The organism is Methylophilus flavus (assembly GCF_042678905.1).
In the GTDB taxonomy this organism is placed as follows: Bacteria; Pseudomonadota; Gammaproteobacteria; order Burkholderiales; family Methylophilaceae; genus Methylophilus; species Methylophilus flavus.
Genome location: NZ_JBHTLN010000002.1, coordinates 189,260 through 210,416 on the forward strand (window position 1 = coordinate 189,260; position 21,157 = coordinate 210,416).

Annotated in this window: 25 protein-coding genes; 16 read left to right on the forward strand and 9 right to left on the reverse strand. The window is 46.9% G+C overall.

Annotation, left to right across the window (positions count from 1 at the left end; all coding sequences use genetic code 11):
- Nucleotides 1-83 precede the first annotated feature (83 nt).
- The 7 genes from ACFQ2T_RS10915 (at nt 84) to ACFQ2T_RS10945 (ending at nt 5,105) form a co-directional block, all read left to right on the forward strand.
- Nucleotides 84-710 (forward strand): MEDS domain-containing protein, encoded by a 627-nt coding sequence (locus tag ACFQ2T_RS10915; protein ID WP_379034325.1) that lies wholly within the window; start codon nt 84-86, stop codon nt 708-710.
- Nucleotides 710-2,431 (forward strand): hybrid sensor histidine kinase/response regulator, encoded by a 1,722-nt coding sequence (locus ACFQ2T_RS10920; protein ID WP_379034326.1) that lies wholly within the window; start codon nt 710-712, stop codon nt 2,429-2,431. The genes ACFQ2T_RS10915 and ACFQ2T_RS10920 overlap by 1 nt, the downstream gene beginning before the upstream one ends.
- Before the next feature lie 290 nt (nt 2,432-2,721).
- A complete protein-coding gene (locus ACFQ2T_RS10925; protein ID WP_379034328.1) occupies nt 2,722-2,877 on the forward strand; it encodes a DUF3309 family protein in 156 nt (51 codons plus the stop codon).
- Between the two features lie 53 nt (nt 2,878-2,930).
- On the forward strand, nt 2,931-3,257 hold the full coding sequence (locus ACFQ2T_RS10930) for a hypothetical protein (protein WP_379034330.1): 327 nt from the start codon (nt 2,931-2,933) through the stop codon (nt 3,255-3,257).
- A 69-nt stretch (nt 3,258-3,326) separates the two neighbouring features.
- Nucleotides 3,327-3,881, forward strand: coding sequence for a peptidoglycan-associated lipoprotein Pal (pal, locus tag ACFQ2T_RS10935; protein WP_379034332.1), 555 nt, complete (start codon nt 3,327-3,329; stop codon nt 3,879-3,881).
- A gap of 342 nt (nt 3,882-4,223) precedes the next feature.
- On the forward strand, nt 4,224-4,367 hold the full coding sequence (locus ACFQ2T_RS10940) for a hypothetical protein (protein WP_379034334.1): 144 nt from the start codon (nt 4,224-4,226) through the stop codon (nt 4,365-4,367).
- Nucleotides 4,368-4,469: 102 nt separating this feature from the next.
- Nucleotides 4,470-5,105 (forward strand): hypothetical protein, encoded by a 636-nt coding sequence (locus ACFQ2T_RS10945; protein WP_379034336.1) that lies wholly within the window; start codon nt 4,470-4,472, stop codon nt 5,103-5,105.
- Nucleotides 5,106-5,169: 64 nt separating this feature from the next.
- Here ACFQ2T_RS10945 and ACFQ2T_RS10950 read toward each other — a convergent pair whose 3' ends face one another.
- Genes ACFQ2T_RS10950 through ACFQ2T_RS10975 form a run of 6 tightly spaced genes read right to left on the reverse strand, consistent with a single transcriptional unit; the run spans nt 5,170 to nt 11,238 of the window.
- The gene (locus ACFQ2T_RS10950) at nt 5,170-6,684 is read right to left on the reverse strand and encodes a response regulator (protein WP_379034338.1); all 1,515 of its coding nucleotides are present in this window, start codon (nt 6,682-6,684) and stop codon (nt 5,170-5,172) included.
- A 26-nt stretch (nt 6,685-6,710) separates the two neighbouring features.
- Nucleotides 6,711-8,537 carry an ATP-binding protein gene (locus tag ACFQ2T_RS10955; protein ID WP_379034340.1) on the reverse strand — a complete coding sequence of 609 codons (1,827 nt, stop codon included), beginning with the start codon at nt 8,535-8,537 and terminating at the stop codon, nt 6,711-6,713.
- Nucleotides 8,538-8,543: 6 nt separating this feature from the next.
- The gene (locus ACFQ2T_RS10960; protein ID WP_379034342.1) at nt 8,544-9,557 is read right to left on the reverse strand and encodes an ATP-binding SpoIIE family protein phosphatase; all 1,014 of its coding nucleotides are present in this window, start codon (nt 9,555-9,557) and stop codon (nt 8,544-8,546) included.
- On the reverse strand, nt 9,554-9,970 hold the full coding sequence (locus ACFQ2T_RS10965) for an anti-sigma regulatory factor (protein ID WP_379034344.1): 417 nt from the start codon (nt 9,968-9,970) through the stop codon (nt 9,554-9,556). The genes ACFQ2T_RS10960 and ACFQ2T_RS10965 overlap by 4 nt, the downstream gene beginning before the upstream one ends.
- A gap of 41 nt (nt 9,971-10,011) precedes the next feature.
- Nucleotides 10,012-10,365: an STAS domain-containing protein gene (locus tag ACFQ2T_RS10970; RefSeq protein WP_379034346.1), complete on the reverse strand. Its 354-nt coding sequence runs from the start codon at nt 10,363-10,365 to the stop codon at nt 10,012-10,014.
- Nucleotides 10,366-10,374: 9 nt separating this feature from the next.
- Complete coding sequence (locus tag ACFQ2T_RS10975) at nt 10,375-11,238, reverse strand: STAS domain-containing protein (protein WP_379034347.1); 864 nt, start codon at nt 11,236-11,238, stop codon at nt 10,375-10,377.
- A gap of 353 nt (nt 11,239-11,591) precedes the next feature.
- Here ACFQ2T_RS10975 and ACFQ2T_RS10980 point away from each other — a divergent pair, with 353 nt between their 5' ends.
- A complete protein-coding gene (locus tag ACFQ2T_RS10980) occupies nt 11,592-12,161 on the forward strand; it encodes an STM3941 family protein (protein WP_379034349.1) in 570 nt (189 codons plus the stop codon).
- A gap of 84 nt (nt 12,162-12,245) precedes the next feature.
- On the opposite strand, the gene ACFQ2T_RS10985 is transcribed toward ACFQ2T_RS10980, so the two are convergent.
- Nucleotides 12,246-12,815, reverse strand: a complete 570-nt coding sequence (locus tag ACFQ2T_RS10985) for a hypothetical protein (RefSeq protein ID WP_379034351.1) — start codon at nt 12,813-12,815, stop codon at nt 12,246-12,248.
- A gap of 421 nt (nt 12,816-13,236) precedes the next feature.
- On the opposite strand from ACFQ2T_RS10985, the gene ACFQ2T_RS10990 reads away from it, so the two are divergent.
- The 5 genes from ACFQ2T_RS10990 (at nt 13,237) to ACFQ2T_RS11010 (ending at nt 16,501) form a co-directional block, all read left to right on the forward strand.
- Nucleotides 13,237-13,392 (forward strand): DUF3309 family protein, encoded by a 156-nt coding sequence (locus ACFQ2T_RS10990; RefSeq protein WP_379034353.1) that lies wholly within the window; start codon nt 13,237-13,239, stop codon nt 13,390-13,392.
- A 175-nt stretch (nt 13,393-13,567) separates the two neighbouring features.
- Nucleotides 13,568-13,735, forward strand: coding sequence for a hypothetical protein (locus ACFQ2T_RS10995; protein ID WP_379034355.1), 168 nt, complete (start codon nt 13,568-13,570; stop codon nt 13,733-13,735).
- A gap of 415 nt (nt 13,736-14,150) precedes the next feature.
- Nucleotides 14,151-15,293: a toll/interleukin-1 receptor domain-containing protein gene (locus tag ACFQ2T_RS11000; protein ID WP_379034357.1), complete on the forward strand. Its 1,143-nt coding sequence runs from the start codon at nt 14,151-14,153 to the stop codon at nt 15,291-15,293.
- 2 nt (nt 15,294-15,295) lie between these two features.
- Nucleotides 15,296-15,883 carry an SLOG domain-containing protein gene (locus tag ACFQ2T_RS11005; RefSeq protein ID WP_379034359.1) on the forward strand — a complete coding sequence of 196 codons (588 nt, stop codon included), beginning with the start codon at nt 15,296-15,298 and terminating at the stop codon, nt 15,881-15,883.
- A gap of 126 nt (nt 15,884-16,009) precedes the next feature.
- Entirely contained in the window at nt 16,010-16,501 is a 492-nt protein-coding gene (locus ACFQ2T_RS11010; RefSeq protein ID WP_379034361.1) for a TIR domain-containing protein, read from the forward strand.
- Nucleotides 16,502-16,616: 115 nt separating this feature from the next.
- Here the strand turns inward: ACFQ2T_RS11010 and ACFQ2T_RS11015 are convergent, their stop codons facing one another.
- The gene (locus ACFQ2T_RS11015; protein ID WP_379034363.1) at nt 16,617-17,144 is read right to left on the reverse strand and encodes a DUF4142 domain-containing protein; all 528 of its coding nucleotides are present in this window, start codon (nt 17,142-17,144) and stop codon (nt 16,617-16,619) included.
- 293 nt (nt 17,145-17,437) lie between these two features.
- Between ACFQ2T_RS11015 and ACFQ2T_RS11020 the strand changes: the two genes are divergently transcribed.
- Both ACFQ2T_RS11020 and ACFQ2T_RS11025 read left to right on the forward strand, forming a co-directional pair.
- Nucleotides 17,438-18,643, forward strand: a complete 1,206-nt coding sequence (locus ACFQ2T_RS11020) for a zinc-dependent alcohol dehydrogenase (RefSeq protein ID WP_379034365.1) — start codon at nt 17,438-17,440, stop codon at nt 18,641-18,643.
- Nucleotides 18,644-18,853: 210 nt separating this feature from the next.
- Nucleotides 18,854-19,249 carry a CBS domain-containing protein gene (locus ACFQ2T_RS11025; RefSeq protein ID WP_379034367.1) on the forward strand — a complete coding sequence of 132 codons (396 nt, stop codon included), beginning with the start codon at nt 18,854-18,856 and terminating at the stop codon, nt 19,247-19,249.
- Between the two features lie 54 nt (nt 19,250-19,303).
- Here the strand turns inward: ACFQ2T_RS11025 and ACFQ2T_RS11030 are convergent, their stop codons facing one another.
- Entirely contained in the window at nt 19,304-19,753 is a 450-nt protein-coding gene (locus ACFQ2T_RS11030) for a DUF6232 family protein (RefSeq protein ID WP_379034369.1), read from the reverse strand.
- A gap of 474 nt (nt 19,754-20,227) precedes the next feature.
- Between ACFQ2T_RS11030 and ku the strand changes: the two genes are divergently transcribed.
- On the forward strand, nt 20,228-21,154 hold the full coding sequence (gene ku / locus ACFQ2T_RS11035) for a non-homologous end joining protein Ku (RefSeq protein ID WP_379034371.1): 927 nt from the start codon (nt 20,228-20,230) through the stop codon (nt 21,152-21,154).
- The last annotated feature ends 3 nt before the right edge of the window (nt 21,155-21,157 follow it).

The following is a 21,157-nucleotide window of genomic DNA, read 5'->3' on the forward strand; positions in this document are numbered from 1 at the left end:
CGACAATCGCGATGCCGGTATGCCCTGGCTTGCTAATTCATTCAAAAAAGCTTAGATTCGTATATCTTAATCAGGGGGAAATCATGAGCAGTTTCACATTAGCAGGGACACCCCTTACAGATCATTTTCATGTGTGTGCTTTTTTTAACAGCAAGGCAGATGAGTACGAAGTATTACTGCCTTTTTATGCTGAAGCACATGGACAAGGCGAGAAGACACTGCATCTGGTTAATCCCGACAATGAGCAGGACCATAAATCCCGCTTGAATGCCTATGGCATGAATGTGCCTGATCTTGAACAATCTGGACAGTTAGAGGTGATGACATGGCATAGTTCTTACCTCGATGGTGGTGGTAAATTTGAACGCTCAAGCATGCTCACAAAGTTGATTGATGCACGCAATGCTGCCATAGATGCGGGCTTCCCACGCTTAAGAGTCGTGGGCGACATGGATTGGGTGTTTCTCGAGAGTATGGATTTCAGGGGCATTCTTTCATATGAGGCTGAAGTGAATGAGTTCCTGATCTTGAACAAGCAGCCCGCAGTCTGTGTCTACGATATCGCCAAACTGTCCGGCTCCATGATGATGGACTTATTGAGGACGCATCCGTTGACACTGGTGAATGGGGTTGTCCAGGAAAATCCTTTCTACACGCCAGCTTCTAAAATGCTGGAAGAACTAGATGCCCGCAGCAATGCTTACTCATAATGGATGAGAATAAGGTCAGCTACCTGAAGTTAGTGAATTCACCAACGCAGGCCAATGATGGGAAGCCGGGTGATGCAACGCATGACCAGGAAGCGCTCATCGAAGTAAGCGCTGGCCAAGATAGACCTGCAGGGCAAATCATTCCTTCGGAGTTATCCGATACCTTACGCAATATGATGGGCTTGCTCGCGCTGCCCGGTTTATGGGTAGGGCGCAGCGGGCAAGGCATTCTCAAGTTGACGTTTGAAGCGATTGAACGCACGCTGCCGATACGGTTCATTTATTCTGAGGTGCAGCTGGAACCACATTCAGTCTATGCTTCACTGATGTGGGACCGCCAGTTTGAATCGGGAGATCAATTGGGTGCCTGGCAACCGGCACTAAACGATTTCAAACAACTTGCCATGCAGGAAGCCCAGCCATATACACATATCCTGCATGGAGAGACGTTACGGCTCATTAAACTCAGGCTTGGTTATGGCCCCACTGGTGGCACCATCTGGTTTGGCTCGCAAAAGCCTGACTTCCCTTCATTGACTGATCTGGCATTTATCCGGTCGGCTATTACGCTGGCAGGCACCGGCTTATTGACTGCCCGAGCACAGCAGGAAACAGAAAGAGCCAACCGCGCCAAAGATGAATTTATGGCGATTCTCGGCCATGAGTTGAGAAACCCCCTGGCGCCTATCATGATGTCGCTGGATGTCCTGAAAATCAAAAATAAAGGTGACCTGCCGAACGAGCTGCACATCATTGACCGGCAAGCCAAACATTTGACGCAGCTGGTAGATGACTTGCTGGATATTTCACGCATTACTGCTGGCAAAACCACCTTGAAAAATGATCTGGTCAACCTGCAGGATGTGCTTGCCAGAGCGATTGAAAACTGTACCCCGCTGCTGAATGAAAAGCGGCATCACTTCAGCAAAAGTTTATCCAGCGAACATCAGCATTTTGTCAGGGGCGATGCTTACCGCTTGATCCAGATTTTCAGCAATCTGTTGAATAATGCCGCTAAATTCATGAATGAAGGTGGGCATATTTATGTCGGTTCCACGCTCAGCGGAAACATGATCGAAATCACCATCCAGGATCAAGGCCCAGGTATACCGGCAGAATTGCTCCCTAATATATTCAACATGTTTGAGCAGGGCAGGCAAACGATAGAGCGGTCGCAAGGGGGATTGGGCATCGGTTTGTCTGTGGTTAAAAGCCTGGTCGAACTGCATAAGGGTCGCGTACAGGTCGAGAGTGTGGAAGGGCATGGCGCAAAATTCTCCGTTTTACTGCCAGTCGCAAATGACGCCGGCCAGATGGAACTGGTTTCTGACAAAACAGCCCACACGATATCCCCTAAGAAAATTTTATTGGTCGATGACAATGTCGATGCGGTACAAACCCTGGCCGAATACCTTGAGTTGATAGGATATAACACTACCACCGCAACCCACCCTGATGATGCGCTGTCAGTGATGCCTGAATTCAATCCTGACATTGTTATCCTGGATATTGGGTTGCCAGGCATGAGCGGCTATGAACTGGCGACGCTGATCAGGAAAAACGCACGCCAGGCACCTTTCATGATTGCCCTCACTGGCTATGGCCAGCAAAAAGATATCGCCATGTCCAAACAGGCAGGGTTTGATATCCACCTGACTAAACCTATAGCACTTGAAGCTTTGGAAGAAGCACTCTCCAGGCTGGATAACCGCTCCACTTAAGCTACATTAGTTACTGTGCCAGTATGGAGCACGAAAAAGTTGTAGGAAAATTTAAATACAGCAATCACTGGTCCCGGCCTTTTAAAGCTTATGTTTTCCTCTAAAACCCCACGTGAATGCGTTGGGTTTTTTTGTTTTTTTGTCCGATGATTCCTACGTTAAATTCAGCTGAAACGGTATAGAGCGTTTGACGCAAAGCCTGCATGATTAATCCTACAGACATTGAGTCGTGCAAATATTCAGCGATTCAATTTTCGACATTTGTTGGTGAGGTTATTTAGGAGAAGTTCATGCTGCATACCATTCTGATTGTGCTGTTAATTCTTGCTCTGATTGGCGCCTTGCCAACCTGGCCACATAGCGCTAAATGGGGTTATTACCCGAGTGGCGGGCTTGGCCTGGTCCTTCTGATATTGATCATTCTGGCACTGACAGGCGGGGCGTAAATCGCCTCTGAAATATTGCAGCTTAATACCAAGTCGATCAGGGAGGTTTCATCATGAGTCAAGCTGATAGTTCAAATGAATATAGTTCTAGCGAAGTTGATGGTGGCATTTCTTTAGCAAGTGTGACAGTCGGTATTATTGCTGCAGTATTTTTTCTGCTGGTTTCTTCTTACTTGTCTAACGATGCCAGTTGGAATTTACCCAGCGACAGGGCGTGGGTTTCCACCAGTTTGACCGGCAATGACTTGTCCGGAAACGAAAGCGCTGTCGCTACGCATGAGAAGGTGCAAGATATTCAACCCCACAATGAGGAAGCGGCACATTTCTCGGATGCGCTTTATAGTGCGGATTTCATGAATTCTTTAACCGGGCCCACCTGAATGTAGTCAGCGCTTACGATTGGTGGTGCGGTTTCTAAATTTTATAACGATATATTTCAAGGAAAAAACATGACAAATAATCTGTGGAAAATTGCTGCTTTGGCATTGGTCTTATCCGCTTGTAAAAGCACACCGATGAATCCCGCTGTCAATGAGGGTTCCAGCGTGACTAAGCCTATCCCTGCCACGCAGGACAATCGCAGTGCTGATACACCTGCCACGCCGAACAAGATCACCATTAAAACAGTGGAAGTTGATTCCAGTAAAGATCAAATCAGTGCCGAAGAGCTTGCAAAACGCCAGATTTTCTTTGATTACGATAGTGACGCAATCCGTGACGAATACCGCAGCCTGATCACCAATCACGCAAAATATTTAGTGGCCCATCCGCAAACCAAAGTGGTTGTGCAAGGTAACACTGATGAGCGTGGTTCGCATGAATACAACCTGGCATTGGGTCAACGTCGCGCTGTGGCGGTGAAAAAAGCACTCAATATTGAAGGCGTGAATGATCAGCAGATTGAGACAGTAAGTTATGGTGAAGAACGCTCCAAGCAGAATTGTGCGGAGGAAGAATGTTTCCAGCATGATCGTCGCGTGGATGTTGTTTATTCAGCCCAGTAGACATCATCTGATCGTGTCAGATAGCGCCTACTCATTAATCAGCGCTTTCACGATACTGGAAAGTCACAAAAATTGAGAATATAGCGGTAACAGAGGTAGCTGGCTTAGAGCTCTTCTGTTTTCCCTGAGACACCCTAATTTATCTCCCCACTTCGGTGGGGATTTTTTTTATGGAAATTTCCATATTAATATCCAAATAATCAATCACTTAGTACGCGGATTCTTACAATAAACTCAGCCGGAATGCGCTACACCATCTTGATGGCATACATCATGATTCGTTTTACAAAATAAATTAGTTCAAATAATTAAACACTTAAAAAATTAAATAACAGGTTCGCAATGGCAAAAAGTTATCTCAGCAAACAACGGTTAAGCAGCATCACCTCTATGGCTATTTCGGCCGGTGCATTGGTTGCTTCCGTGTTAATGATGTTCCTCATATTTATCACCACCATTGTGATGATAGGGATTGTGTTGAGTTGACTTGTCAACTGATAGAACAGCACTCACAAAATCTATAGAACAAACCAAGAAATCAAAACACAGCAAAATGAAAATCTTTAGCCTTAATCAATAAAAATCATCATGCCGACCAATTCTCATCATTCCTCCGCATTAGCACTCCGATTTGAGATTATCAAACGCCTTTCGCCGGGTTTCCGTCACCGCATGCTGGGGCGTATGCAACCGATTTCTTTGCTTTCCCATTTGATGGGTAAAAAAATACAATCTGGTCAAACAGAGCCTGAGTTTCTGTTAAAAAGGCTACAGGAACTCAAGGAGTCGCTGAACTCTGCTACCGATGCCACAGTTGATCTTTTCAGCTGGTTAACGCCTGATGACCACAGCTTGCAGGCTTTGAATGCGGTGGTGGAAGAGTGCCTGGATTTGTTAAAAATGGATATTTATACCAGCAATGTTTCTTTTGAAAACACGATTGATTCAAAGGCTTTGATCAAGGTGAGCAAACTAAGGCATGTCTTGGCTGCCTGCCTGCTCACCTTTATAGACATCACTGACAAAGCAACAAAAGTGACGCTCTCCGCTGAGCTGGTGGCAGGGGAATTAGTGATTGAAATGACCATGCAACCTGCAGTTGGCGAAAGTAAGCCTGCGAATGGAAATGCCAAATTTGTTGACTGGGATGCTATCCAGCTGATCTGCCAAGGCGCGAAATTTTCAAAGGAACAAGAGCGGATTGTGATATCCAATCTTGCTTGAGGTTGGATAAAAGGATGACAGCCCTAGATTAATCTTTAATCCTAAAATTTAAAGCCCCAGGTGATTAAAGCCCCAGGTTAATCGACTCGATTTTTTCGTAATCCAGTGGTTTGGTTAGATGTAGATCAAAGCCCGCATCCAGAGCCATTTTTCGGTCAGCCTCGGTACCATAGCCAGTCAACGCAATTAAATAACATTTGCTGATCTGGTCTGTTTTGCGAATCTCTTGCGCGACTTCGTAACCCGTCATATCCGGCAGCCCGATATCGAGGAAGATAATGCTGGGTTGAAAGTCTTTCGCCGCGGCCAGGCCTTGTTTGCCCGAGTTAGCGGTTCTCACTTCATTGCCGGCTAACTCTAATAAGGCTGAGAGCGTGCTGGCGGCATCCTCATTATCGTCCACCACCAGCACGCGTGCATTGACTCTAGGCAACGTTTGAGTGGTTGCCGGCTGCACTTCGCTTTGCGGAGCGTCGACCAGCTTCAAGGCCAATGTGAAGGTGCTGCCCAAATGAGTGCCGGGGCTTGTGACATGGATTTCACCATGGTGAAGATCGGTCAGATTTTTCACCAGCGCCAGCCCGATGCCCAAGCCTTCATGTGCGCGCTCTTCGGTGTGTGCATGCTGCACGAACAAGTCAAAAATATTGTGCAGATGATCACTATTCAGCCCGATGCCATTATCCGTGATTTTAATCAGAACAGATTGTGCATCTTTAACTACATCGACGGTAATCAATCCGCCGTTAGGCGTAAATTTTGCGGCGTTACTAATCAGGTTGCTGATGATCTGTATGAGTCTGACCTTGTCTCCCGATACCCACAGCGTTTCCGGGAGGAAATTGAGCGTAATGGTATGTCCGCGATCGCTGATTAAGTTGCTACTCCCCTCTGCCGCTGCAGCTACAAAATCGCTGACTTTTAATGTCTCAATATCCAGCGAGATCTTTCCCTGAGAGATACGCGATACATCCAGTAAATCATCGACCAGCTTCACCATCTGGTCAGTCTGGCGGGAGATAATCTCCAGCAACTCCTGCTCTTTTGGCTTGAGTGTGGTATCCAGCATTTTAAGCAGTTTGATCGAGTTTCTGATCGGGCCTAAAGGGTTGCGCAGTTCATGCGCAAGCGTCGCCAGGAAGATATCTTTTCTTTTATCAATCTCGCGTACATCTTTTTCCGCCAGGCTTAAGCGAAGCAGGGCTTTGATGTTGACTACCAGCTCTTCAGGCTCTATCGGTTCAAACAGATAGTTATCAGCCCCGCATTCAATACCATTGATTTTATCCAGCAGGGTAATGAAAGAGGCAGAGGTTTGCAGGATGGCAATCGAGTCAGTCTCAGCTTCGGATTTTAATCTTCTGCAAACCTCAAACCCGTTAATATCCGGCAGGCGGGTATCCAGTAAAATCAGGTCCGGTTGCTTACTTCTGGCTAAAGCCAGCGCATCCGTGCCGTTGGAGGCTTCTATGATTTTGAATCCTGCTTTAGTCAGCACCCTCGATTTTGCATACCTGGTCGCATCTGTGTCATCGACATTCAGGATCAAGAAATCACTCAGCGCATGATTCCTGATCATTCCAAGCGCTCTTGGTTGAGAGTCTTTCATTTTGAAGTATCCGAAGCATGCATCGCTGCATCAATATTCGATTTTTTAGTGTTGACTAACGCTTCTAAAGAATCATCCTGCTGCACATGAAGTAATTCCCTTAAGCTGCTAAGTAAATCGGCTTTGAGCAAAGGCTTGTGGTAGTAGGCATCTGCCCCCAAAGCCAGCCCTTTTCTTTCATCCTCTACGCTTGAAGCTACAATGACCGGCACATGCTGGCGTTGGTTGTCCTGTTTCAATTCCGCCAGCCAGCGCCAGGAGTCTTCCCCTTTAAGTAAAATGTCCAGTAGCACCGCTACCGGTTTCACCTGACCCCATAAGGCATTGGCTTCCCGCAGGGAGCGCGCAGGGATGGCCTTAAATTCGCTGTCCGCTAAATAGCGCTCATACAATAATTGTTCATAATCCTCGTCTTCGATGATCATGACGGGCAACCGATTATCCGACGCCACTAATGCCGGATTGAGCGCTTCCACAGGGTTGATGACTTTAAACTGCGCAGGCACCGTCACCGAAAAAGTAGAACCTTCACCAACCGTGCTTTCAACCGAAACTTTTCCTTTGAGCAGCGTTGCCAGGTTTTTACAGAGAGGCAAGCCCAGGCCTGTGCCTTTGACGTCTTTCTGCAAACGATTCTCTATCTGGGAAAATTCCTCGAATATCACCTCCAGATGCTCTGGAGAGATGCCCAGGCCGGTATCTTTTACTGAGAAGGTAACGCATTGGTCCTTGGTGATAAACACACTGACATCGATACTGCCAGCCTCAGTGAACTTCAGCGCGTTTGAGATGAAATTGCGCAGGATCTGCGACAGCTTGGGCTCATCCTGAAACAACTCGATATCTTCTTCGGGAAAAGTGAAATTCAGGGCCAGTTTGTTAGAAACTAATAGCGGTTTGAGCATGCCCCGCAATGCGCTCAGCATTTCACTGACATAGAACGTAGTCGGTTTGATCTCGGTTTTGCCAGCCTCAATTTTGGCGATATCCAGTAAATCATTGACCAGGTCGCTTAAAGAAACTGCACCTTTCATAATGAATTCGACTTGCACTTCCTGCTCTGCCGTCAAATCGCCATCCATTTTATCTAATAATAATTTTGCCAGTGCCCTGATGGAGTTAAGCGGTGTCCTGAACTCATGGCTCATATTTGAAAGGAACCTGGACTTTAATTCGTCCGCCCGGCGCAGATGGCTGGCTTTCTCATCCAGTTCGGCATATAGCGCGACAACACCGCGGTTGGTATCTTCAAGCTCCTGTGTGAGCAAAAGCAATTCTTTTTGCCTTGCATTTAATTCATCCAGGGTGCGCAGGAGCTCCCTGTTTTGATGCTGTACTTCGGACAATGAGATATTCGGTGCCAGTTCTGAAAGGTTGGAAATCGAGCTTCCAACCATCATTGGCGTGAGCAAAGGCGCAGAACTCGGCAAGAATTTGCGCAGAATAATTGTGGTGCCGGCACTGTTTGTTGTGATTTCAAAACGGTCCATTAATCTTTTTGCGCCAATCACCCCCACCCCCATACCGGTAGGGGATTGATAGCCTCCAGACAACACTTCTTTGATATGCGGGATGCCCGGGCCTTTATCTTCAATCACTATTTTTAATAACTGAGGAACGGTGGATCCTTCTATCGAGTATTCGATCCTGCCTTTCCCGGCATAGTTGTACACATTTCTTGCCAGTTCGGAAACGGCGGTAGAAATGCGCGCCTGGTCCTGCAAAGCAAAGCCACAGATGCCGGCAATATCCCTGGCACGCTGGCGCGCAGCCACCACATCCAGTTCTGTTTCGATATTTAAAGCGAGAAATCTGATAGACATGTGAACCTAATTTAGTATTCGCTTGAAGACCACAATGGTGGCGTCATCTCTGCCACGGGTGAAATCTCTGTGCAGCACAGCCGCAATCACGGATGAATGACGATTTTCAAGCTCTGGATAATGTTCAATGGACCACTTTGTGCCTATGCCGTCGGAATGCATGATCACAATCGAATCATCCGTCCATTTGTGCAGGAACTCCTGTGTTTTACGCATGTTATTGCCGACGATACCATTATGACTGATCAGATGTTGACGACTTTTCTGCGAGCATATACATCCGGCGATATTGCCGATACCGCAATATCTGAGTTCATTCGCGATTGCATCAATTCTGGCCACAGCCACTGCCGCACCGCGGCTACCCCGCATGAGCAGATGGCTATTTTGCATCACTCTGGCAGGAAATAGTGCTGGATCGTCTTGCAAGGCTTTCACCGCCAATAACGAGGCTTCTGCCGCGCCCTGACCATGACCTAATCCATCAGCGACCAATACACTCAAGCCATTTTCTGAGCCTACGGCAATCCAGGAATCTCCACATACTGTTTCAGAAGGAATCGGCAGGCACATATTGCCAATCTCCCAAAAATTTTCTGAGATGATTTCAGGATCTGCCCATAAGATCATCAGCAGCACGGTGCCTTTATCATGCTCAGAATAAATATCCATAAAATGCGCCAACCTTTTAATGGCTCCCAGGCCAGTACCCGAGGTCCCTGTGGAAGAGTTCCCATCAATAAAGTTGATTTCAATATCGCGCATGCCAGGTCCTGAGTCCACGGCAAGCACCTCTATGCCATGTTTATCACCTTCTGAAATCGCTCTAAGGTAGATTTGTCCCGATTTTGCATGTTTGCCTATATTGGTCGCTGCCTCGGTAATAATGATGGCCAGCTCTCCAGAGCGCACGTCATCAAATCCCAGTTTACGACTCATCTCGACACCTGCCCTGCGTGCCGATGACACTTCGCTGAGCTCTCCCACATTGTGGCAACTTTGTGTGCCTAAAACCATCATGCGAACTTCCACTTTCTAATCGTAACGTGCGTCCCTTGACCGGGTTGCGTTTCCAGATGAAACTCATCAGAAAGCTTTTTTGCGCCACTCAACCCTAATCCTAGACCGCCACCACTGGTATAGCCATCAGTCAGTGCCAATGCAATATCCTCTATGCCGGGTCCATCGTCTGTGAACAACAGTTCAACACCGATTTTTGCCGATTCATTCAGTTTGTTTAAGTGACACTCGCCTCCTTTGCCATATTTGAGGGTGTTTCTGGCGAGTTCACTTGCTGCCGTGATCATTTTGGTCTGGTCAACAATGCCAAAGCCTAAAGTTGCTAATTCTTCGCGTACCAGTTTTCTTAAGCGGACAACATCTTCGTCGCTATACAAAGGCATCACCACGGCGCCTGATTCTGCTGTTTTCATTTAAGTACCAAGGGTAATTTTCTGACAGTGTGGGAAGCCTTTCATGCGTTTTGTTCTAGCATGGCAATGCCGCGCTCAACATTGAGCGCGGTAATCACACCTTCCAGCGCCAGGCCTAATTCAACTAGCGTAATCGCCACGGCAGGCTGCATGCCAACCACCACGGTTTTCGCATCCAGGATTTTCGCCATGGCAGCCGTATTACTGATCATCCTCCCGATAAACGAGTCGACGATATCCAGCGCTGAAATGTCGATCAATACCCCTTTGGCCCGGTCTTTGACAATACGATCGGTTAGATCTTCCTGTAATGTCATGGCCAGCCGGTCATGCATATCGACTTGGATAGTCACCAGTAACAGTGTGCCCATCCTCAATATTGGAATGCGTTCCATAATGCCCTCTTAAACTGCGATAGGATTGGTGACAGATGCCCCTGTTTTTTTCAAGGCGATCACGAAAGCATCGGCCAGCGTTGCCTTAGTAATGACATCTTCCAGGTTCACACCTAAGTGGACAATGGTTTGGGCAATCTGAGGACGGATCCCACTGATGATACAGTCGGCACCCATCAGGCGGGCGGCAGCAATCGTTTTCAACAGATGCTGTGCTACCAGGGTATCCACAGTCGGTACCCCGGTGATATCAATAATGGCGATCAATGCACCGGTTTCTACAATTTTCTGCAGCAGGTTTTCCATCACCACCTGGGTTCTCGCACTATCCAGTGTGCCTATCAGTGGCAACGCCAGCACGTTTTGCCACAACTGAACAACCGGGGTTGATAATTCAAGCAGTTCTTGTTGCTGGCGCGCGATGATTTGCTCTCTCGCTTTCTGGTATACCTCAATTGTGAACAGGCCCAGATGATCGAATAAGGAGGTGGTGATTGCCATTTCCTCTGCCAGCTGCTCAGGCTTGTCTTTAAGCGCTGACCGCAGCAATTTAAAAATAGGCTCTTTAAAAGAGAAAATAAACCCGGCGGTTTCAGCAGGCGAAAACCCCTGTTTCACTCTGGAATGTGAAAACTCAGTCAGAAGTTGTTTTGTTTCCGCCCAAATTGCTTCATTCAGGTTGTAAGTGGTCGTTTTTGGAATATTTGTTTCCAGCAACGTCAGCAACTGCGCTGCCTGCTGTTTGATTTCTGCCTCGGCCACCCGGTCAAATCGAATGACTTTAGTTTTCATGGCTAAAATCAATTCATCTACCAAAGCCTCTTCATTCCCTTTAATCACTTCAGTGAGTTGCAATGCTGATTCCTGACTCATCTTTATCTCCGTTGTTCAGTTACCGGTAAATGGATTACCGTGTTTTAAAAGAACTCAATCTTTTGTTTTTGTTATTTAAAAAATACCTGCTAAAACAAGCAGTCTAACTGGTTTTGTGACTAAAAGGGAATTATTGAAATTGGGGTTTATGATTATTTACTTTCGCGATAATGATTATTTCAGACTTCATTTTTAAAGGCGTTGTTTTCAAGTTGTGATCTCACACACTTTTTTGATCAATACGATTTAAAACCTGGGAGTGGCAGTATAAAAACCTGGCATACATCTTCGCTATTCTTAAGTATTGCGTGCGCTCAAAACATTAGGGTATCTTTAAATAAAAGAGGCGGCGCATGTTAAGTCGCCTGCATTCATTATTCAGAAAACAGGGGGGTGGTATGTCGGTGACGGATGAAAAAATCATTCAACTGAGCAAAAGTAAAATAGTAGTACTCTTGCTCATTTCAATTGTGTTTGTCTGGCTCGGATGGTGGATGTTTTCCCTGGATGCTGTGCAAATTCAAAGTCAGCGTCGTTTTAACAGTCCTGAATTCATTCACGGACTCGGGCTGGTTGCCATCATATTGTTCGGCCTGGGAATGGTCGTTGCCATCATCAAGTTTTTTGATAAGAAGCCCGGCCTGGTTTTGAATAGCCAGGGCATCTATGATAATGGTAGTGGTGTTTCAGCTGGCTTTATTCCGAGGTCAGAAATTACCGGGTTCGGGATATGGGAGTTTCAAAAACAAAAACTGCTGATTGTTTTGCTTGAAGACCCGGAAAAATATATTGAAGCGGGCAATGTTTTCAGAAGAGCGTTGAATCGGGCTAATTATAAATTGTGTGGAAGCCCGATTGCCATCACTTCAAACGCCTTGAAAATAAATTTGATACGCTTCTCGAAATCAGCGACACGTATTTAAGCAGATATGGCATAGCAAAGGACACATAAAGCGAAGCCGATCGTTTTTACAACCGCTCCCAAAGAAGCAAGTGCATGCGCAACGCTAGAATAGCTTGCTGAAAAAGTTGCCCTTCTCTTTCTCTACCGAGTCGGTTTCAAATCGCTTGCCTACGAATCCCAGATTCTTCAAAGGTATAAATGCTGTGACAACATTTACCAATGCTGCGGCATCCGGATTTTCGGTTTCTCCGTCAAGAGGCCAGCGTTTTTTACCATTAGATGAGAAGCTGGATAAAAGTAAACCTCGTTTGCCATCATTTGTGACCAGTTCGACCATGTTTTTTGCCGCATTATCGGTAGTGATATAAGACCTCACGGCACTGAAATATTGAATGGGGTAATGTCTGATGCGTTGATGACCAAAGATGGTCACGCTCAAAACCGTAATCCGGCCTTTAAGCCTGTTAATCGAGACTTGCCTTTTCGAGGTCGTATGCAAATCCCAGATACCATAAGCAGTCATTAATATTGTAGACATCAGAATTGCCACTGTGAGGGATGAAAGCCCGGTCTTGATATATAGGGCAACCACGAAAGAAATAAAAATGCAGAGTGTCAGAATAGGCAAGGTTTGTAATGCAGCTTTAGCTTGTTTGATGTGTAGCTCGTTCATATTTCCAGTTACTCTTTGCCAGGCCAAGCACATACCGTTAGTGCAATTTTAGACTGGCATGCTCCAATAATATTCAAAAAAACAAATTAACAGGGCGTCATCCTAAATTAAATCTTGTTAATTACAACCTCTTATTGCAGCAGGTCACTTCTTTACTAATGGGTTTGGTAGCGGATTTGTGCGGCGACAGGCTGAAAAGTGGGAAGCCGGTGATTTTTAAAGTGTAGGACTTCCTGGAATTTGCATGGGGATTGTGAATGAATATCTACCGGATGCCTATCAATTCTGACAAGCGTCTCAGTGGCAGCTCTATAGTATATGCAGCGATAATCAAGCAATATCCAGTGTTATGCATTTAAAAATCAATCACTGGAAATTGCTTAATTCCCAAGCGTAGCTGGTTTGATTTGAGGAGGTCAACTTGCTAGGTACGCTACTCATAGGTATTAACATAGTCGCTTTATTTGCCTTTTTGCCAGCCTGGCCTTACAGCGCAAGGTGGGGATATTGTCCTACCTGGGTGACTGGCGCCTTATTGACTATGCTCATCGGATTAGCACTGGGCGGCGTTATCTGACTATGCTAATTAAACAATGTGTTTGAATGAAAGTCTGACGATGCAATCAGCCATGTACGGATAATCCCATGATCACTCTCCCCATAAGATAGTCACACATTGCTTCACCTCATTCCCGTCTTTCCAGATACCTGAGGCAGTGGGTCATTATCTGGAGGCGAACAGGAGAAATATCATGGCTACAACACAAGCTAACAAGCAGGGCGCATCAAAATCCGGTAGTGGGTCTGGCGATAAAGATTCAAAGGCAGGGCAAAGTGACAAAAATGAAAAAAGTAAAAATGCATCAGGTAGCGCTAATGACAATGCCAAGTCTGGTAATAAGACTGACAAGAAAAACTGATTCATGATGATGTCCGGTGATTCACTTTCGCCGGGTCATTTTAGGATGTGTTCTACACATCCTTTTTTTATCTTTTGCAGATGTATGCGATCTTCTCAATTGTCGGTAAATTCTTACATGCATATCAGCGTTGAATGGCTACTGAGATGAGCAACTAATCTGCATCATTAATCTGTTTGTTTATAATATATTGCGCAAGATTAATTAGTTTGTTTCTGGCGGGATACTTCTATTACATCAAAATAAAGAAGAATTTATTGTTGTGCGAGCTGAAGAAGTTGAATAAAACGCTGAAAATGGAATGTAATTAATCACTAAAGGATGTGAAGTATGAAGGTTAGTATCCATGCAATCATTAAAATGATGACATCGTTGCATAACTCCCCTGAGAGAAATATCAAATGAATGCCCTGTCATGACATTCCTGTATCAACTCGCTGTGCTAGGCGCACCGACTGAGGTTCAACTCAGTACGCTCAGCGAAGGGATTGCTGCAGCATTGGCAACATTCAATCTCCGTTTAGGGCACGATGTGGCTTGGGAAGTCTTACCAACCACATTCAAACCGCATCAACTGCAACCTGCTGCCGCTGTTTTTTTTGGTGGCCAGCCAGCAGATATTGCCAACCTGGAAGAACTGCTTCAACGCGGTGTTCCTATCTTACCCGTCGTCTCCAGCGTCGATCAGGCGCATATCGAGTTGCCTGCAATATTGCAGCCCCTGAATTACCTGAGCTATTTAGAAGCGGGCGCCGAAGCTATCGCGACTGCCTTGCTGGAAAGTGTGGGTTTATTACGCCACCACCGGCGGGTATTTATCAGTTATCGTCGCGACGAGGCTGCTGTGGTGGCGACGCAACTGTTTAATGTGCTGTCAGAGCGGCAGTTTGATGTATTCCTCGATAGTCAGGGCACGGCACCGGCTGAAGAGGTGGAAGCCCTGTCATGGCATAGATTGTATGATTCGGATGTATTACTGATGCTAGACACGCCCGACTATTTTGAAAATCGCTGGACGAATGCAGAGTTTGGCCGGGTGCTGGCAAAAGGCATCAGTGTGATGAAAGTGTGCTGGCCAGATGCTGCCAATTCCCTGCGTTCATCCACCGCCAGTGTCGTACAACTTTCGGCATCAGATATCACGCCTGATTCCGGGCGCATGGCAGAAGATGCCCTGGCTAATATTTGCCAGCAACTTGAAGAAATCCGCAGCCAGAACCATGCGGTGCGCTCAGTCAATCTGATCAGCAGCATCCGCATTGCCATCCAGGCCATAGGCGGCAAAATGCTGGGCATGAGTGCGCACAAAGCCGTGCATCTGCTGTTGCCTAATGGTGAACAATTGACGGTTTACCCTACGGTAGGGGTGCCGGTTCCGTTCAACCTCGAAGAAGCGTATCAATACTCGCCGCACCACTCTGTGGCGGTGATTTACGACCCGGTGGGGCTGCATCAGGAGGGGCTCAAGCACCTGGACTGGTTGAAGACGCATGTGCAAGCCGCCCGTTGGATCAAAGCTACAGAAGCCAGTGCACAATTTACGAAGTGGAGACATTAGGTATGGGGGCGATTTTTCTTTCCGCCAGTGTGCCGTTGAAGCATCGTGGCACTTATCATGAGACTGCCAATCCGTTCCTGATCCAGTGCGCAGTCCGTGAAATCGTTATCGCCATCATCCGGCAGCATCAGATCATCTGGGGCGGGCACCCGGCAATCACGCCTATGCTATGGAGCATCTGTGAAGATCTGGGCGTCGATTATGCAGATGCGGTGGTGCTATATCAAAGCAAGTTTTTCGAGGATGATTACCCTGAAGAAAACCGGAAATTCGGTAATGCGATTTTTACCAATGCCGTGGCCGGAGACCGCGAGGCCAGTGTATTGCATATGCGCAAGGAAATGCTCTCTCGCCAGGACCTGACAGGTGCCGTGTTTATTGGCGGCATGGAAGGTGTGGAAACAGAGCATGCCATCTTTAAATTTTATCATCCGAATGCCAGTGTGTTGCCAGTGCCTTCACCTGGCGGTGCGGCGTTGACCCTGGCCCTGGACCATGGTTATGGCACGCAGGCAGATTTGGCCGATATCGATTTCGCACGCATGTTTCATACGCATTTTTCCTATATGAATACCAAAGCCACGCAGTAAGTCCTAATGACTAAATCCCTTTCCTCTTTCTGATTTCTTTCCGGCAATACACAGCATCTTCAATTAGATATTCAACGCCATTCAGTTTAAAGTACTATCCGGGCTTTAAAATTCACAGGGTCGGGTATGGCGCGCAGGGTCTTCTATAGTTTTGATTACGAAAACGATTGCTGGCGTGCTTCCATGGTGCGCAATATCGGCGTGGTGGAAGGTGATCAGGCAGCAAAGGATAACACTTGGGAAAGGGTCAAGCAGGGTGATGAGGCAGCCATCAGGCACTGGATAGATGATCAGCTGAATGGGCGCAGCTGTACCATTGTGCTGATTGGCGCCCGAACGGCCGACAGTTGCTGGGTAAATTATGAAATTGAACAATCCCTCAGCAGTGGCAAAGGCCTGTTAGGTATACGCATCCACAGATTGCTTGATCAGCATCAACAGGAATCTTCTGCCGGGCCGGACCCTTTTGCTACACTCACTTTACCCGATGGCAGGCAGTTATCTTCCATTGTCCAGACCTATGACCCGCCAGGTGAAAGCAGTAAAGAGGTATATGCCTATATCAGTGACCACCTGGAAGACTGGATCGAGGCAGCCATTGCCGCGAGACAGCGGTAAAATCCAGTGCATGGATGCATGCGCTTAAAACATGTTCCCTCCCTCAACAGTATTGAGGAAGGGAACAATTTGAATGACTGATAGATGAATAATCTGCGAACGCTTACTTCACGCATTAGTCATCTTTGTTCACTCGGGCATCAATTCTTTTTGCTTCTTCCAGGTGTTTTTTCAATACTGGGAGGGTGTCAGTCGCGAATCTCTTGATCTCAGGATCAGTGGCATCTTCAGCTGCATCTTCAAACAGTTTGATGGTTTGTTCGTGAGCAGAAACACCTACACCTGCGGCATAGCTTTTATCAAATTTGGTGCCCTCTTTGGTTTCAAGGTATTTCAGTTTTGCTTGTTGTATCAGGCTAGGCTCTTTTGAAAGTTCCACTCCACGTTTAGCGGCTAGCTCTTTTACCTTCGCCGCTGCCTGCGTATGGTCTTCAGTCATCATCTTGGCAAACTTAAGGATCTCCGCATCTTTTGATTTCTTAAGTGCCAGCTGGCTGCCTTCCACTTCGTAATTGCCCCCTTCAGCGGCATTCTTCAGGAATCGTTTATCTGATGAAGTAATATCCTTGGCACTGGCATTCAGGCTTATAAATATCAAGCCTAGCAAGGCTGAACCCAATACAAAACGTTTGACTGAATACATGACGATTTCCTTTTTATGGTTGAACTTGAAATCAGTGTAGGGGTAAACAAGAATGCTGACTGTCAGTGCCTCTCTGATTCACCTGTCAGTCAGTGAGAAGCGTGCTTTTATCCGTGCTTTCAATCACCAAATGTCTAGTAGGTAAGGATTAGCTATACCTACAAAAGTATCAGAGATAGCACGCTTATGCTTATTATTTGCGCTCTTTAAAGTTGAGCGATTGGTTGGCTATGGTGAAACACTGACCCTTATCAATCAGCCCGATACATTTCAACTTTATCTAAGGATTTTCTATGCGCGCACTCACCTATCATGGAAGCAACGATGTTCGAGTCGAGAGCGTTCCTGATCCTGTCCTGACTCAAGAGGATGATGTCATTCTGCGGGTCACTGCTACCGCTATCTGCGGCTCTGATTTGCATTTGTATCGCGGCAAAATCCCAGAAGTGAAAGACGGTGATATCCTCGGCCATGAGTTTATGGGAGTAGTAGAAGATGCGGGCCCTGCGGTGACCAATGTGAAAAAAGGAGATCGGGTGATCATTCCGTTTGTGATTGCCTGTGGACACTGTTTTTTCTGTGAAAAAAGCCAGTATGCCGCGTGTGAAACGACCAATCCTGATCGTGGCGCGTCGTTGAACAAAAAAGATATCAAACCACCAGCTGCCCTGTTTGGCTATAGCCACCTGTATGGCGGCGTGCCTGGCGGGCAGGCGGAGCTGGTGCGCGTGCCGCATGGTAATGTAGGCCCGTTTAAAGTGCCAGGTTCACTGGCAGATGAGCAGGTGTTATTCCTCACCGATATTTTGCCGACCGGTTACCAGGCAGTTCTGAATGCGGATGTGGTGCCCGGTTCAAAAATTGCCATTTTTGGTGCGGGACCAGTCGGCCTGATGGCGGCGGCCTGTGCCCGCATGCTGGGTGCGGAAACCATCTTCATGATTGATCATCACCAGTATCGTCTGGATTTTGCACAGCAAGCCTATGACACCATCAGTATCAATTTTGATGAGAACGAAGACCCGGCAGATCTGATCATCCAGCACACCGGATACAGAGGCGTAGATGCCAGCATTGATGCAGTGGGTTTTGAAGCCAAAGGCAGTCTGGTTGAAACCACGCTGACTACCTTAAAACTAGAAACAAGTAGTGGCCAGGTATTGCGTCAATGTATAGCGGCCACCCGCCGTGGCGGCATCATCAGTATCCCAGGGGTCTACTCCGGTTTTATTCATGGCTTTTTATTAGGCGATGCTTTTGATAAAGGCATCACATTTAAAATGGGCCAGACCCATGTGCATAGCTACCTGGGTGAGTTGCTCGAAGCTATTGAAGAGGGTAGATTGCAACCGGCCGATATCATTACTCATAGAATGGCGCTGGAAGATGCGGCCAGAGGCTATGACATCTTCAACAACAAGCAAGAAGACTGCCGGAAAGTGGTGTTGATTCCAGGTGCGAAAGCCATGGAAGATAAACAGCTGGTGACCATAGACTAAATGCTGGGGATTGCCTTGTCAGATGAATCTGCGTGCAATTGAATCAACATCTGACACGGCAATCAGTCGCCTGCTGATAATGTACATACTCGCAGACCCTTATCATTGATCTAACGGTGCTTCAACTTTAAAACCAAAGTTGGCACGCTTTTAAAACCAAAGTTGGCACGCTCACTTTGACAAGGATAAAACATGCTGATCAGCCAGATAATGACCCCAGAAGTAATTGTCGCTTCCCCCAACGATACCCTACGCAGTGCGGCACAAACCATGGCAGAGCATGATTTAGGCATCTTGCCTGTCTGCGATAATGGTGAGTTGATTGGCATGCTGTCAGACCGCGACATCACCATCCGCGCTGTGGCGCGTGGATTGTCGCTGGACAATACTAGAATTAATCAGTTACTCGGAACCGAAGCACGCTATATGTATGAAGATCAGACGGTAGAAGATGCTGCGAGTTACATGAAACGATTTCAGGTGCGCAGGTTACCGGTGCTGAACAGCGAATACCAGCTGGTTGGCATCATTTCTTTGGCTGACCTTGCCCTGACGGATAGCTTGGCGGCTACCGATGCGCTGATAGGGATTTCCCAGCCAGCTTAAAGTGGAAGGTACTTTTCCGGGGTTCATTAGAGTCTGTGTTTAATAAAAACAGACCTACGAAGCGCCAAAACGAATATCTTTATTATTATCCCGGAAAGAAGTTTCAGCAGCTGATTGCAAGCTCGTTACTATTGGCGAGCCATTATTGAGCATGGCGGTATCCAGCGCTGTGATCACTTTTTCAGTGAACAAGCGATCATTACTGGTTATCACGCGATGTTCTCCGCCAGCCGTATGAATCACCACTGAATACTTGCTGCCACCAGATACCCAAAATACAATTCCCAGCAGTACTAAAAAGCCACCCACGGCAAATAAACTGCCTTCATCAAGTAACAATGTCATGCCGCTGAATAGCAGAATTAACGCCGTGATGCGTTTTGGTTCAACCAGGCGGGATTCGACAAGATGAATGTCTGACACCGGATAGATTTTTCCATGCACATCTAAATGCTCACGACTGACTTTTACATCAGCATGGCTGAACAATATATTTTCATCCATAACTTGACCTTTACTAGGTTTAAGCGGGGGAAGAATGGATGAGTATATACAGCAATCACCGATGCACCCACGCGGACTGCGTGTTACGTTAGCCAGCGAAATCAATCGCATGCTGCAGAAGTAAATGAACTACTAGAGGAGCACGAGAGGGAGATTCAGAACAAACATACTTGGAAAACTACTCAGGGCCTCACATGGCTACAAAGAGGAGATATTCAAGACTGCCTGCAAGAGGCAAATTTCAATATACGCTTTTTTCTCAATGACCACACTATCTTTTCGTAGATAAATTTATGCACGGGAAGATTTCACGTTTTTTTAATACGCGTCAAGCAGGACTGTGCGTTATTCAGCATGCGTTTTATGACAGGTTGTTGAGTTTTCATCCTTTTCCTACACTAGTTTCAGCCAAATCCGATACGGGTGAAATTCACTAAACGAGATGATTCCCAATCTGTCCATTGAAAGTTCATTATGTCCCGCCCGATTTGGAAAGGTGCCATCAGTTTTGGCCTTGTGCATATCCCGGTTGAATTGCATTCTGCCAGTAGCAGTGCGGGCATAGACCTGGACCTGCTGGATAAGCGTGATTTTGCGCCGGTTGGCTACAGGCGCTACAACAAGGTGACCGGCAAGGAAGTAAAGCAGCAGGATATTGTCAAAGGTTATGCCTATGAAAAAGACGAATATGTGGTACTGACCGACGAAGATTTGCGCCGCGCCAATCCCGAAAGCACGCAGACGATTGATATCCTGTCTTTTATAGATACCAGCGATATCCCGGTGTTCTTTTTTGAGCAACCCTATTACCTGGTGCCAGGCAAAGGTGGCGAAAAGGTTTATGCCCTGTTGCGCCAGACGCTTGAACGCTCGGGCAAGCTGGCACTTGGGCAGGTGGTGATACGCACCAAGCAGCACCTGGCAGCGCTGATGCCTTTTCAGGACGTGGTTGTGCTAAACCTGCTGCGTTACCAGGAAGAAATCCGCGAACTACCGGAAATCACCCAGCCCAAAGCCGGTAAACAGTCGCAAGTGTCGGCCAAGGAAATCGATATGGCATTGTCACTGGTGAAAGATATGTCCGAGCGCTGGGAGCCTGCCCAATACCAGGATACTTTCCGTCAGGATATTTTGAAACTGGTGAAGAAAAAAGTGAAAGCAAAGCAAACCCATACCCTCACCGAGCCTGCTGATGAGGGGGAAGAGAATACCGCCATTAAATCCAGCAATGTGGTCGATCTCATGCAGTTGCTCAAAGCCAGCATAGGCGACAAAACCATGCGGGCGGCCAATACAAAAGAGGGTGGTTCAAAAGCGGCCAGCCCGAAAACTGCTGGTAAGGCCAGTGCCAGCAAGGCTGCTACCAAAGCTGCCGACCCTGCACGAAAACGCTCTGCCTGACTG

Bases quoted from the DNA above. Each gene is read 5' to 3' on its own strand.
- ACFQ2T_RS11020 (WP_379034365.1), top strand. From the start codon at position 17,438: ATGCGCGCACTCACCTATCATGGAAGCAACGATGTTCGAGTCGAGAGC.
- ACFQ2T_RS10995 (WP_379034355.1), top strand. From the start codon at position 13,568: ATGGCTACAACACAAGCTAACAAGCAGGGCGCATCAAAATCCGGTAGT.
- ACFQ2T_RS11025 (WP_379034367.1), top strand. From the start codon at position 18,854: ATGACCCCAGAAGTAATTGTCGCTTCCCCCAACGATACCCTACGCAGT.
- ACFQ2T_RS10945 (WP_379034336.1), top strand. From the start codon at position 4,470: ATGCCGACCAATTCTCATCATTCCTCCGCATTAGCACTCCGATTTGAG.
- ACFQ2T_RS10985 (WP_379034351.1), bottom strand. From the start codon at position 12,815: ATGAACGAGCTACACATCAAACAAGCTAAAGCTGCATTACAAACCTTG.
- ACFQ2T_RS11010 (WP_379034361.1), top strand. From the start codon at position 16,010: ATGGCGCGCAGGGTCTTCTATAGTTTTGATTACGAAAACGATTGCTGG.
- ACFQ2T_RS10980 (WP_379034349.1), top strand. From the start codon at position 11,592: ATGTTAAGTCGCCTGCATTCATTATTCAGAAAACAGGGGGGTGGTATG.
- ACFQ2T_RS10960 (WP_379034342.1), bottom strand. From the start codon at position 9,557: ATGATGGTTTTAGGCACACAAAGTTGCCACAATGTGGGAGAGCTCAGC.
- ACFQ2T_RS11015 (WP_379034363.1), bottom strand. From the start codon at position 17,144: ATGTATTCAGTCAAACGTTTTGTATTGGGTTCAGCCTTGCTAGGCTTG.
- ACFQ2T_RS10930 (WP_379034330.1), top strand. From the start codon at position 2,931: ATGAGTCAAGCTGATAGTTCAAATGAATATAGTTCTAGCGAAGTTGAT.
- ACFQ2T_RS10965 (WP_379034344.1), bottom strand. From the start codon at position 9,970: ATGAAAACAGCAGAATCAGGCGCCGTGGTGATGCCTTTGTATAGCGAC.
- ACFQ2T_RS11000 (WP_379034357.1), top strand. From the start codon at position 14,151: ATGACATTCCTGTATCAACTCGCTGTGCTAGGCGCACCGACTGAGGTT.
- ACFQ2T_RS10950 (WP_379034338.1), bottom strand. From the start codon at position 6,684: ATGATCAGGAATCATGCGCTGAGTGATTTCTTGATCCTGAATGTCGAT.
- ACFQ2T_RS10925 (WP_379034328.1), top strand. From the start codon at position 2,722: ATGCTGCATACCATTCTGATTGTGCTGTTAATTCTTGCTCTGATTGGC.
- ku (WP_379034371.1), top strand. From the start codon at position 20,228: ATGTCCCGCCCGATTTGGAAAGGTGCCATCAGTTTTGGCCTTGTGCAT.
- ACFQ2T_RS10940 (WP_379034334.1), top strand. From the start codon at position 4,224: ATGGCAAAAAGTTATCTCAGCAAACAACGGTTAAGCAGCATCACCTCT.
- ACFQ2T_RS11030 (WP_379034369.1), bottom strand. From the start codon at position 19,753: ATGGATGAAAATATATTGTTCAGCCATGCTGATGTAAAAGTCAGTCGT.
- ACFQ2T_RS10970 (WP_379034346.1), bottom strand. From the start codon at position 10,365: ATGGAACGCATTCCAATATTGAGGATGGGCACACTGTTACTGGTGACT.
- ACFQ2T_RS10955 (WP_379034340.1), bottom strand. From the start codon at position 8,537: ATGTCTATCAGATTTCTCGCTTTAAATATCGAAACAGAACTGGATGTG.
- ACFQ2T_RS11005 (WP_379034359.1), top strand. From the start codon at position 15,296: ATGGGGGCGATTTTTCTTTCCGCCAGTGTGCCGTTGAAGCATCGTGGC.
- ACFQ2T_RS10975 (WP_379034347.1), bottom strand. From the start codon at position 11,238: ATGAGTCAGGAATCAGCATTGCAACTCACTGAAGTGATTAAAGGGAAT.
- pal (WP_379034332.1), top strand. From the start codon at position 3,327: ATGACAAATAATCTGTGGAAAATTGCTGCTTTGGCATTGGTCTTATCC.
- ACFQ2T_RS10915 (WP_379034325.1), top strand. From the start codon at position 84: ATGAGCAGTTTCACATTAGCAGGGACACCCCTTACAGATCATTTTCAT.
- ACFQ2T_RS10920 (WP_379034326.1), top strand. From the start codon at position 710: ATGGATGAGAATAAGGTCAGCTACCTGAAGTTAGTGAATTCACCAACG.